Source organism: Nostoc sp. NMS7 (genome assembly GCF_017115085.1).
Classification (GTDB): Bacteria; Cyanobacteriota; Cyanobacteriia; order Cyanobacteriales; family Nostocaceae; genus Nostoc.
Genome location: NZ_JABXKJ010000021.1, coordinates 1 through 10835, shown reverse-complemented (window position 1 = coordinate 10835; position 10835 = coordinate 1). Strand labels below are relative to the sequence as shown.

The 10835-nt window shown below is 47.3% G+C and carries 12 protein-coding genes and 3 pseudogenes; 5 read left to right on the top strand and 10 right to left on the bottom strand.

The window, feature by feature from the left end; genetic code table 11:
- Positions 1-72: 72 nt before the first annotated feature.
- From HWQ38_RS01570 to HWQ38_RS01560, 3 genes are all read right to left on the bottom strand, one after another.
- Entirely contained in the window at positions 73-351 is a 279-nt protein-coding gene (locus tag HWQ38_RS01570) for a hypothetical protein (RefSeq protein ID WP_292789482.1), read from the bottom strand.
- Positions 312-1511: a multicopper oxidase domain-containing protein gene (locus tag HWQ38_RS01565; RefSeq protein ID WP_292789480.1), complete on the bottom strand. Its 1200-nt coding sequence runs from the start codon at positions 1509-1511 to the stop codon at positions 312-314. The genes HWQ38_RS01570 and HWQ38_RS01565 overlap by 40 nt, the downstream gene beginning before the upstream one ends.
- Positions 1512-1849: 338 nt before the next feature.
- On the bottom strand, positions 1850-3781 hold the full coding sequence (locus HWQ38_RS01560) for an alkaline phosphatase family protein (protein WP_292789478.1): 1932 nt from the start codon (positions 3779-3781) through the stop codon (positions 1850-1852).
- A 153-nt stretch (positions 3782-3934) separates the two neighbouring features.
- On the opposite strand from HWQ38_RS01560, the gene HWQ38_RS01555 reads away from it, so the two are divergent.
- From HWQ38_RS01555 to HWQ38_RS01545, 3 genes and pseudogenes are all read left to right on the top strand, one after another.
- Positions 3935-4537 (top strand): HEPN domain-containing protein, encoded by a 603-nt coding sequence (locus HWQ38_RS01555; protein WP_292789476.1) that lies wholly within the window; start codon positions 3935-3937, stop codon positions 4535-4537.
- A 41-nt stretch (positions 4538-4578) separates the two neighbouring features.
- Positions 4579-4838, top strand: a pseudogene (locus HWQ38_RS01550) (ISKra4 family transposase); the annotation flags it as partial.
- Between the two features lie 349 nt (positions 4839-5187).
- Complete coding sequence (locus HWQ38_RS01545) at positions 5188-5409, top strand: hypothetical protein (RefSeq protein WP_292789474.1); 222 nt, start codon at positions 5188-5190, stop codon at positions 5407-5409.
- Positions 5410-5514: 105 nt separating this feature from the next.
- Here HWQ38_RS01545 and HWQ38_RS01540 read toward each other — a convergent pair.
- Positions 5515-6592, bottom strand: a pseudogene (locus HWQ38_RS01540) (reverse transcriptase N-terminal domain-containing protein).
- Positions 6593-6830: 238 nt separating this feature from the next.
- Entirely contained in the window at positions 6831-7235 is a 405-nt protein-coding gene (locus tag HWQ38_RS01535; protein ID WP_292789473.1) for a DUF4112 domain-containing protein, read from the bottom strand.
- A 227-nt stretch (positions 7236-7462) separates the two neighbouring features.
- Here HWQ38_RS01535 and HWQ38_RS01530 point away from each other — a divergent pair, with 227 nt between their 5' ends.
- The gene (locus HWQ38_RS01530) at positions 7463-7582 is read left to right on the top strand and encodes a nuclease A inhibitor family protein (protein WP_292789472.1); all 120 of its coding nucleotides are present in this window, start codon (positions 7463-7465) and stop codon (positions 7580-7582) included.
- 66 nt (positions 7583-7648) lie between these two features.
- Positions 7649-7897 (top strand): hypothetical protein, encoded by a 249-nt coding sequence (locus HWQ38_RS01525; protein WP_292789471.1) that lies wholly within the window; start codon positions 7649-7651, stop codon positions 7895-7897.
- A 96-nt stretch (positions 7898-7993) separates the two neighbouring features.
- On the opposite strand, the pseudogene HWQ38_RS01520 reads toward HWQ38_RS01525, so the two are convergent.
- From HWQ38_RS01520 to HWQ38_RS01500, 5 genes and pseudogenes are all read right to left on the bottom strand, one after another.
- A pseudogene (locus HWQ38_RS01520) lies at positions 7994-8185 on the bottom strand (transposase); the annotation flags it as partial.
- A 410-nt stretch (positions 8186-8595) separates the two neighbouring features.
- On the bottom strand, positions 8596-9228 hold the full coding sequence (locus HWQ38_RS01515) for a class I SAM-dependent methyltransferase (protein WP_273761835.1): 633 nt from the start codon (positions 9226-9228) through the stop codon (positions 8596-8598).
- 107 nt (positions 9229-9335) lie between these two features.
- Complete coding sequence (locus HWQ38_RS01510) at positions 9336-9752, bottom strand: nuclear transport factor 2 family protein (protein ID WP_273761837.1); 417 nt, start codon at positions 9750-9752, stop codon at positions 9336-9338.
- Between the two features lie 100 nt (positions 9753-9852).
- On the bottom strand, positions 9853-10452 hold the full coding sequence (locus HWQ38_RS01505) for an NADPH-dependent F420 reductase (RefSeq protein ID WP_292789468.1): 600 nt from the start codon (positions 10450-10452) through the stop codon (positions 9853-9855).
- A gap of 86 nt (positions 10453-10538) precedes the next feature.
- Positions 10539-10835, bottom strand: a 297-nt coding sequence (locus tag HWQ38_RS01500; protein ID WP_292789466.1) for an SDR family oxidoreductase, incomplete at its 5' end; no start/stop codon positions are given.

The following is a 10835-nucleotide window of genomic DNA, read 5'->3' as shown; positions in this document are numbered from 1 at the left end:
CCCGTTCATTAGTCGCCTCAAAATAGTTTCTTTCATTCATAGCGGGTGGCAGTGCCGCCTGTGCAGTTGCTTCTAAGAAACCAGATTTGCTGAGGGTTGAGGAATAAGTTCAAAACCAAAAGCAATCGCTTTCTTGTGGAGGTTATTGACCATTCGCTCTCGGTAACGCTGCTCATAATAATCCATGCCAGGATCGGTATAATCTCCACCTGATGTCCAAAGTTTGTAAAAAATGCGGGCAATCTTATGAGCGGTAGCAGTAATGGCTTTAGGAGAGCCAAGTCGAGAACGTAAGCGACGATAAAATGCCCCTAAAGCAGAATTACTTTTTCCGGCAGTTTGTGCAGCCATGCGGAAAGCATTGGCTGCACGGTTGACGACTGGACGAGTCTGAGAACTTTTAATTTTGCCACGCTTACAAGGTGCGCCTCGTCCTTTATAAGCGTCAACAACACCTGCGCCGGTCTGAATCCCCGACTGATTGCATTCTGACTCCTGAATTCTTCTTCAATCCATGCCTCATGGCTCTTGACTTCAATAGGTGCCATCATACCGTTGTCTTCGTGTTCCAAGATATGGCAGTGGTAGAGAAAAGTACCTGTAATACTTGTATCCTTCTGAATGCCTCGGAAATCCATTTGCAGTTTAACACTGGGAAACGGGGTGTTTGAATCACCGTTCCAAGTAGGTAGATTGATTGTGTCGCGCAACACCCCGATCTCACTCGCATCGGAACTGTCCAAGACGAGGAAGTGGATTTGGTGAATATGGAAGGCGTGGGCTTCCAAAGTTCGGTTTTGCACGATCCAATCCTCAGTAGTTCCCTCCTCAACCGTGATATCGGGAGTCTTGAAGTTTGGATCGTAAACTTTAGGCTGATTTGGCTCTACTGTGATGTAGAACTGCTCTGGTTCTACATTAGGATCTGTTTCAGAGAAGTAAAGCTTGCGCTCCTTTACAGACTTATTCTGATTTAGTCCAGAGAAGCGATCGCCTGATACCTTGGTTAAGTCAATGCTTAACTCAGGAACTGAGGCTGAAAAAGATGATGCCGCTGTAGCAGTAAGTTCTACTTCCCTCTCAATTCTAGCTATCGTTCGTTGTGGGTCATTATCACCTTGTGTCCCTGTGTCATAATTCAGGGTCAAAAACTTGGCATCCTTGACCGACGCTTTCGGACTCTTGATCATGAACTCTGCCCTTCCGGCTGGGGGTAGCAGAATGTGGTGGACAAATTTAGGCTGGTTATACAGCTGACCATCAGCATTGATAGGAACGCCATCCATCCCTACTAATTCAAGCGGTTGAGCAATGTTATCGTATTGAACTTGCAAGTCCAAGAAGGTATCTGCCGCAGTATTAGCCACACACCAAAACTGTTCTTGATTAGGTTTCATTTGAATGATGCCTGGCGGATCGTAAATACCCCCACCTTTATACCTAATTGGAACTGAGTTGATGGAAATATCCTTCGCTGGTTGCTGAGAGTCAAAATCTTTTAATAGCTCCATAAAGTACGTTGAAACGCACTGAAATTAAAGAAATTAAGATGGATTGGGGCTGATGGGTTAGACCCCCTATCAATTCGCCAACAGTATCCGGTGGGCGGTTACGCCATCGCCATAAAATTCCCGAATGTGGGAAAAATCTCTCATAACGGGACTTAAACATTTTTCCGGGAGAAACAAGCCTCAAACCCATGCAGGGTAAGGAAAATACACCAAATGCTCAAAAATGGCTCAAACCCAGATATATCAATCAACCAAGCAAAACGATGTCAAAGTCTCTCTATATATAGATTTGAGGCTTTTTTATGGGTGTTTTTTGTTTAAGTCCCATTAAGAAAGAATCAGCTTCTTCTTGAGAAGTCGAACATATCTATCAAGTCGCCGATCGCGGGACCGTTAATCGGTACATAAGGATTTGCGCGGCGGGTCTGAGGATTAGGTAGATTGTCACGACTACGATTGGTGAGTGGCGACAGTCCCCAATTCTTCTCAATAAACTTCAGAATCGAAACATGGTCATAATACGTATGAACAACGCGACCACCGCGAGAGTATGGCGACACCACAATTAAAGGAATCCGTGTTCCGTCGCCGAAGAAGTCGAGGGGCTGAATGTAGCCAGAATCGAAATATCCACCACCCTCATCAACTGTGATCAGAATTGCTGTGTCCTTCCAGAGTTCAGGCTTGCTTTGAACCTCTTTGATAATCTTCTTAGTAAAAGCTTCAAACAGACTAAACTTTGACGACCCTGGATGACCGTCAAGTAAGCCACCAGGTTTCACAAAGGAGACTGCGGGCAGCTTATTGTTGTTAATATCGTTATCCAGATCCGTGGTGTCCTTCAAATGCTCCGTCCGTACCTTCTCGTTCGTCATAATTGACGTCACGTACTGGAAGGGGTTGCAAATATTGCAATAGACGTTGGTGTTACTAGTTGGATTTTTAACGTATTGGTTCCAACCTTCACCGTAGTAACGCCACGAAATATTCTTTTCCAACAAGGCATCACCAATGGTGCGAACAGGTGACGGCGGAATCACAAAGCCACTGTTAGTAACCCCGTTGTTAACCGTTCCGTTACCCAAATAGCCAGGATCGTAATTGTTCAGGAGATAGTAGGTATTCGGCGCACAGTTGGACTTTGGTTTGTAGGAGAGAGAATTCAGATAATTCAAAACAGGTCTAACCCCTGGCTGGCTAGGGTTAGAACAATTAGTGTAGGTGCCGCCAGAATAGCCATCCTGTGTGTAGAAGTTGTTGGTTCCAGGCTGCGGGTTGGGATTTTCAATCTCATTTGGCGGCGGTGTGGCTGGATTGCCTTTGCCATTGCTGTACCAAATGGCATCACCGATACCAATCATCACTGAGTTAGCACCAGTACCACCCATGACAGGTTGATGGTAGTTGTCACTGATTGCGTAATTGTCAGCCAGAGATTTGAAGTATGGCACATCTCCGGTATTGACGTTGTAGAAGCCCATAGAGGTGGCACCCTCATGATCGGTGAAAGTCGAAAACGGCTTCCCATTGCTGCCTGCGCCGACGCTCACCTCGACCCAAGGAAAAAGATCCTTAAGACAACCACTGGGATTATTTGCACTCGCATGGCTAATGTCGCAATCCACCTGCTGCCACATCTGATAGAAGCGGTGTACAGGGCTTGCTGCGTAGGCATCATAGGGCACACCAGGCGTTAGTTGGAAAGGGCCACTTCGTAACTTATTCACGTTCCTGATTCGGGTATCCACAGTACCACTCGGCAATCCAGTTGCACCGGTCAGTAGGAGTCCGAAATCCTCCGGCAGCAGCGCAGGTTTGGCAGCTTGGACGGCAGCCAAGGTCTTGAAGGGAGGCGGATTCGTGTCACTTGCAATTTGTCCACCGCCAGCTTTAGGCGGGGGTAGCGTTGTATAGGGTTTTTTGTTAGCAGGACTCAACGAGAAGGTATAGGTGATGGAAGCTTTGTATTGAGTTGCTGCTTGGAAGTTCGGTCCAGGCGTACCATCAGCATTGATAATCCCCTTGGATAACAGATTAGACACTGTTTGACCCGATCGCGGTTGGTAGGCACCGAAGACATGATCAAAGGTTCGGTTCTCACCAACAATGACAATGACGTGCTTGATCGGAGTGAGAGTCTTAGTATCGAGACTCTTAATCTCCTGAGCCTGGGCAAAAGTGGAGACTATCGGTCCTCCAGTAAGCCCCATAATAACTACACCAATTGATGTGTAGTTTAAGCATTTTCTTCTGAGAGATTTGTCGAACATGACATTACTATAATGAACTGCTAAAATTTCAGATTAGTGGTAAATTGTTAAAGTGTGATTATGTTTTTAATAAGTATTCTTTAAAGACAATAGATCAACAGCGACAAATCATTATTGGCAACTCTCAACAAATCGTAATGAAACGTAACATTTGTGGTCTTAGATGAAGATGTGGCTCAGTGGTATGGTAATTCTAAAAAACTAAAACCAGTAATATATCTATATCTTGGACTCTTTTATCTTCCCAAAAGGTATTTAACAGAAAGATTTCTCAGTCTTGCACAAGCTATAGAAGCATTTCATAGGATTCTGTATGGTGGCAGATATATTAATGAACAAGAATATAAAAATGGCATTTATCAAAGCTTTTTACGAGCCATCGAATCAGATTCAAATGTATATAATCTGACTTCAGAGTTCAAAGACTCCCTTAAGCAAAGGCTATCCTATCTATATGAATTTTCTCTTAGAAAACGTCTTAAGGAACTTATTGGGCTTAATAAAACTTGCTTTTCAACAGGGTTTCTAACTAAAAAGGAGTTACGCGACAATTTTATCGCAACTGTGGTTAATATTAGAAATAAACTTACACATCTCAATGAGAATACGGATATCCAATCTATAATTGAATATCCTGAACTATATAGACTTTATAATCACCTAGAAGCTTTACTAAGATGTTGCATTATGAAGTTTCTAGGTGTGAGTGAAGAAGTTATAAAAAGGAGAATCGAGCAAATTTTAATGCGACAATAATAAATCTTTGCTGCCAGACAAAGGGGAGGGAGCATCCAATTCAGGCTTTATTTAATAATTGCCGTGGCAAACAAGTTAAGAAGTTTATAGCTCCGGAGCGAAAAACATCGCTCTCGTATTATTAACTACAGTTATTACCAAACTGAACAACTGTGTTCTATTGGTTCTGGAGCTGTCGAGTCTGCTATTAAACAGATTGGAGCAAGGATTAAAATTTCCGGCGCACAGTGGAATATTGAAAGTGTCAACCAAATCCTTTCCGAACGCTTAAGCTTATCTCAATGGTTTGCTTGCTATTTGAGTCTTTCTGCCAAAACTGGATGCTCCCTCATTTCATGACTAATATCCTTGATTTTTTCATTTTTTAAAGCTTTTCTTACAATCCATAATTTTATTTAATAATTATAGTGCTTTTTAATACTTTAGTGGTACTTAAATTTATGGTTAGCGATCGCCTCTGAAAAAACTTTGCGATTTACTGAAGTTATGCCTCGTTGAGTTGGGCAGACTTAAGTCAAGCGAACGCGAGTAGCGTCTCGTAGAAAGGAAACCCCAAGCGATTGATTGCCCAGCCCACCCAATCTTGACGAAAAGAACTAATTGAAAAATGCCTATTATGTTCCCGGACGAGAGCGAATACGATCGGGTATATGATGGCGATCGCAGCTAGTTCTAGGGGAAAGTCAGTTAAGAGCTTAGTTTACCGCCGTAGGTCTTACCCTGAGCTTGCCGTTCGCGCAGCGTCTCGTAGAGAATGGCTCACTGTCACACCTGTGCCGTACCCTTCTCCTGTCGGAGACGCTACGCGAACGGGATCTTGCTACGCGCAGCGTCTCCAAGAGTTGGGCATCGCCTCATCAAATGGGAATTAAACTCAACGAATCTGTCACCAGACCCGTTGGTCTTCAGAACCGTGCGTAAGACTTTCACCTTACACGGCTCCTCGCTGATTTGGCTCTTGTTATGAGTACCTCTAACTACCATGCGGCTAGCCACTCTTCATCGGCGGAGGTGCTTCCCCTTAGCCTTGAGTCTCGGTTATCGCTGGCTGTTTTACTATCATGGCAGTGACGATGTAATGCTTGAAGGTTGTCGTACCTATCCTTTCCGCCTTCGGACTTGGGTATGATATGGTCAACTTCGATTAAATCGTCTTCCCTAAAGTACAGACCGCAGTGAGCGCATTTACCTTGTTGTTCTTTCAAAAGTTTTGCAACTCTCGTAGGAACCAAGGGATGTTCTCCTCTTCTAGAACTCCAGTATTTCAGGTTTCCGTCGAATGGCGATGCTGTTCCCTTCACTTTGATATGTCTAACAATCTTCTTGCTGACAGGCTATATTCGCTAGTATGGGAGATATTACGCCGCCTTGGGGTGTGCCTTCGTTAGTCTCAAAGAATTGACCATCGTCCATTACACCCGATTTCAACCATGCTTTGATAAGTCTCCGCATTGTTGGGAATGTATTGATTTTTTTGAGCAGTTCTTTGTGGTTGATTTTATCGAAGCACTTTGAGATGTCAGCATCAAGAACGTATTTGTTCGCTTGCTTGATGCTGTTGAATATTGCTCCGATTGCATCATGGGCGCTTCTTCCTGGTCGGAAGCCGTAGCTATTTGGCTCAAACTTAGCTTCCCATTCTGGTTCGAGAGCCAGTTTGGTAAGGGCTTGAGTCGCTCTGTCGTGCATAGTAGGAATACCTAGAGGGCGCTTGGAGCCGTCAGACTTGGGAATCCACACACGGCGCGTTGCACTAACTTTCTTGTTAATGTTCAAGCTCAGTACCAAGGTAAGCCGAGCCTTGGGGGTAAGCGACTTGATGCCGTCTACACCTGCGGTTTTCTTACCCTGGTTATCCTGGGTTACTTTGCGGACAGATAAGGCTTTTCCAGACCAAGACCTCATCAAGGTTTTTTGGAGTCTGCGTACTGCTTTAGTATCACCACGTAGAGAGGCTCGGAAAATTCTCTTTTGAAGCTTATAAACAGCTACTTCTAGCTTATGCCAGTTTATTCTGTTCCATTCCACCGTCTGATTGTTCAGCGTTTTAGACATTTTACTTACTACTTGAGGTTTTCCATCCAAATCATCGTGAGTACGTCAGCCTATCTTTACCATTACAGCCAAGCATTCGCTTCTTACTCAATCTCGCCCGTCAAGGCATCCGGTTAGCACCTACTCAGGTATTCGACCACCTGAGAGCGTTTTGACGGGTTACTTCGTTCCGATTAACAATACTGATGATTTTACTAGCCGTGAGGAGTGCCAAGATTAATCAGGAATGACGACCAACTTAAACTTGGCTGAACTTACCAGAGTAAAGTTCATCAGACACTTCTTTAAGTTCTGGTTCAATCACTGTCAAATGTTGCTCTAAAATTGCCAAATTCCGAATATTAGACTTATAGAAAGCATCAAACAAATCACCCACAAAAGGCACAGTACCCACTACTGTTTCTAAACCAACATTAAAAATCATTTTGGCTAAATCTTGGCGTGGGATGCCGAAGCGGGTAGCTAAAAATATGATGTAAGCTGAAAACGCTGTACTGATTAGATCACCCGCCCCTGGAACTAAACCAATAATTGGGTCTATCCCAATGTGAAAACCTGTTAGAGGGATGCGTATAGATGTATCCATCAAGCGGCTGAGTTTACGGATGCGGTTGAGAGTAGCAAGGCGTTTGGCAGCGTCCATAATTGACCATATTTGCACTACTCTTAAATTGCACCATTTTTAGTTCTTTGTCTTGTACCGTTAGAAATAACAACTATGAATAAAAATCCCCCAATACTGCCCCGAAAGCAGATAAATTGATGATACAATTTCCACGCGATGCCCTTCTCTACGAGACGCTGCGCCGTTCGCGCAGCGTCTCGTAGAGAAGGGTGTTCAGTGCGGTAAACTACGCTCTATTATGGCTTATGACCAAAACTAATGAAAAAATCCTAGATCAGCTAAAATTGGTGTCTGATGGCTTACTCATGATGAGCGAGTCTGAGTACCCCTTAGTGGCATTCCGAGAGGATGTTTTAGTCAGATGATGCACGGATCTTACATAACTAAGATGAAAAACTATATTAAAGAAGTAAGACCACAATAGATAATCAATGCCCAGCAAAACAATTGATGTCCGAGAGTACACCGTCAGAGCGCACAAGCGGGAAATTCATACTCGCGTTTTCAACTTCGTATGTAAGCAGTGTGAGCAACCCACACAACGAGAAACCTTTGGTGTGCGACCGCTTTACTGTGAAATATGTCGTCCGCCACAAGCACCTAATAAATCAGTAGTCCCTCTCAGAAAACGGAAGCCCAGAGCTATGACTTATAGGAGTGACGAGGGTAAGCTAGGATAATTTTTTGTCAAAGATTGCTAGTCAGTGGTGGAGACTCAAATTCAAACTCAACCAATAAGCTTAGAGGATGTTTGAAAAGTTTTTAGAGTTCAGAAATTATGCTAAACGCCTCACCATGATACGGATCATGGCAATATAAATAAAAGTCTCCGATGTTTCAGGTAGTAATTCATAATCTCGAACCAATCGGCGACATCCCATCAACTAACCAAAAGTACGCTCGACAACCCAACGTTTTTTGAGCAAAACAAATCCCTTGGTTTGTTCTGGGCGCAAAACTACCTGCACAATCGGCATCACCGTGCCAAAACGGGAAAATTGTACGCTAAGGCTGAAAAGCTTGCCTAGCAAGCATCTTAGCCACTGATTTTTTACCCTTCACCCGAAGAGCGGCTGATTACCCTTATTTTGTTGGTGCAGAGTAGTATTAGTAATCTGCACCAACTGGAAAGACATTAGACTTGTCTTGGATGAAGAGTAGAGATGTGCCCTTTGCTGAAAAAAACGTATTTTCATGGCGTTAGGTTAGTCTCAATTCCAAGCGCGTACAATTTTCCCGTTTCGGCACGGTGATGCCTAAAGCGCGTAACCTTTCATCATCACCAAAAGTTGCCAAGAACCTTAATTTGGACTTGATCCTCTGGGGTTAAAGTGAAATATTGAATCCGATCCGATTCTGGAATGGCATCCGGGAACTGTCAGGGCTTCACGAACCGATAGGCGAAGCGATCAGTCTCGCCCTTGATCGAGGGATCGAACACCTTGATCGAGTGCGGATCGTCCTTGTTCGCGAGCATGGTGCTTTCCGCGTCCAGTACGAAGCCGGCCGCCTCCACCTCCTCGCGAACGGATGCAGGTTCAATCCGATGCAGCGACTGGGCGTCGCTCGTGCCCGCCCCGACGGCGGCGGCGTGGTCTACGATGACGTAGGACCCACCGGGCTTCAGCCGCTCGTAGACAGCTCGATTGAAGTGGGCCGCTGTCGCGCCCCTGGCCTGGATCAGCGCGGTGTGGAGATCGTGGTAGAACAGGTGCAGCCACAGGACATCCGCTGGTTGCGTGGCCTCTGGCATCGCGACGAGGTCGGCTGAGACGGCTTCGACGTTCTCTCGGCCCGGTTCCTTCGCGAGCGCGCGCATGCGGCCGACCTGATCGTTCTTTAAGTCGGCGATTTCAGTTGGCACGAAACTGAAGACCCGTCCTTCGGGTCCCACGATGTCGGAGAAGAGACGGGTCCAGTCACCGTCGCCTGGGTAAACATCGATGACGGTGGAGCCCGCATCGACTCGTGCGAACCGGATCAACTCGGATAGCTTGGATTGGTCGTACATCGTGATCTCCTTTATGGTTGGGCATTCGACGAGCGCGCGGCGTGCGAGGGGGCGATCCACGGCTGACCCACCGTCTACCCCGGCCCGATGGCTGCAGATGGCCAGCGCTACGCCAGCCCGAACGCGTCCATCTGCGATGCCCGCGCCAGTGCCTGCGTGTCGATATACTCCTGGATGTGCGCCACTTTGCCGTCTCGAACAGTAATGTCGAAGACCCAATCGTCCCTGAACGGCTTATTCGTGGCTTTGATTTTCCCCGTAGCGACGCCGACAACCAGAACCCGGTCTCCCTGCGCCACGAATTCGGGGGGCTTTGGGTATTTCATTTCCACCTCTTCGGACGCCTTCTTTAGCACAGCCGCCAATTCCGCGTGCCCGCGGTGCGTACCTGCCAGCGGCCAGCCTTCGCCCGGAATGATCCATTCAATATCTTCGGCAGCCAACGCAAGCAGATCGTGCTCGTTGTAGCTGCCCATTGCTGCAAAGAAATCCTTCACAATCTGGACATTCTCTTTGATGCTCATCGAATCTCTCCTTTTTCCTTAGGTCGGATTGTGTCCGGTCTAATCGGACAAGTTGTGGTCCACGAGGCAGGATCGCATCGAGATTTGCGATCACGACTCATCAGTCGAACTTGACCAAGTCCTTAAAGATCAGCCGACCCCAACTATTTCCCCGGGCCTGCACAAGCAGTCCGCCTTCCGAAAGCCCGCCAAGTTTGATCGGCGAGAAACCGAGATTTTCCGCGAGCGCACCAATCTCCGTTGCGGCAGCGTCATCGTCGCTCGCCAGGAACACGACTCTCTTTCCGCCATGCACGGCAGGATCTTGGTCAAGGACGGCAGCGCCCAAATGGTTGAAGCCCTTAACCAGTCTTCCACCAGTGAAGGCCTGTGCGACGACCTTGGAAGAAGGCTGTCCTCCCAGTGCCTCAGGGGACACGCCGTAGGCATTGGTCACGTCGATGATGGTCTTTCCCTGCCAGGTCGGCAGCGCCTTCGCGACATCCTGGTGCGACTCGAAACGGACGGCCAAAAAGATGATGTCCGCCTTGACGGCTTCCGCCAGTGTTTTGGGGATGATCGTGGGTCCGATCGCGGCCGCAGCGGATGTGAAGCTTGCCGGGTCGCGCGTGGTCGCAACGAATACTTCGATGCCCTTGCGGGCAAACGCCTTGGCCAGAGCCTGGCCGATCTTGCCGAAGCCGATAATTGCGTAGCTCATATATTATCCTTTGGTTTACCGAATTTGGTCTACCGAACCCTACGGCGCTCTGAATAATCGAAATGGCGCGCCGTAAGGCGAGCGGGTTAGATTTGCGCCAGGCCGCCGTCGACGGCGACCTCGCTGCCGGTCATGAAGCTGCTGTCCGACGACGCAAGAAAGGCAGCCACGGCCCCGAGCTCCGTCGGATCGCCCATGCGCTGGAACCCAGTCATCGAGCCGTAGGCCTTCAGGCCCTCCTCGCCTAGCGATTCCGTCGCGAGTTCGGTCGCTATCGCCCCGGGCGACAGCACGTTTACGCGGATGCCGGTGCTCTTCAGGTCCTCCACCCAGGTCCGCGCGAGGTTGCGCACTGCCGCCTTGCTCGCGCTGTAGGCGGTGAA

Excerpts from the sequence above, each read along its gene's own strand:
- HWQ38_RS01570 (WP_292789482.1), bottom strand. The coding sequence starts at position 351 with ATGGCTGCACAAACTGCCGGAAAAAGTAATTCTGCTTTAGGGGCATTT.
- HWQ38_RS01565 (WP_292789480.1), bottom strand. The coding sequence starts at position 1,511 with ATGGAGCTATTAAAAGATTTTGACTCTCAGCAACCAGCGAAGGATATT.
- HWQ38_RS01560 (WP_292789478.1), bottom strand. The coding sequence starts at position 3,781 with ATGTTCGACAAATCTCTCAGAAGAAAATGCTTAAACTACACATCAATT.
- HWQ38_RS01545 (WP_292789474.1), top strand. The coding sequence starts at position 5,188 with ATGATGGCGATCGCAGCTAGTTCTAGGGGAAAGTCAGTTAAGAGCTTA.
- HWQ38_RS01535 (WP_292789473.1), bottom strand. The coding sequence starts at position 7,235 with ATGGACGCTGCCAAACGCCTTGCTACTCTCAACCGCATCCGTAAACTC.
- HWQ38_RS01530 (WP_292789472.1), top strand. The coding sequence starts at position 7,463 with ATGACCAAAACTAATGAAAAAATCCTAGATCAGCTAAAATTGGTGTCT.
- HWQ38_RS01525 (WP_292789471.1), top strand. The coding sequence starts at position 7,649 with ATGCCCAGCAAAACAATTGATGTCCGAGAGTACACCGTCAGAGCGCAC.
- HWQ38_RS01515 (WP_273761835.1), bottom strand. The coding sequence starts at position 9,228 with ATGTACGACCAATCCAAGCTATCCGAGTTGATCCGGTTCGCACGAGTC.
- HWQ38_RS01510 (WP_273761837.1), bottom strand. The coding sequence starts at position 9,752 with ATGAGCATCAAAGAGAATGTCCAGATTGTGAAGGATTTCTTTGCAGCA.
- HWQ38_RS01505 (WP_292789468.1), bottom strand. The coding sequence starts at position 10,452 with ATGAGCTACGCAATTATCGGCTTCGGCAAGATCGGCCAGGCTCTGGCC.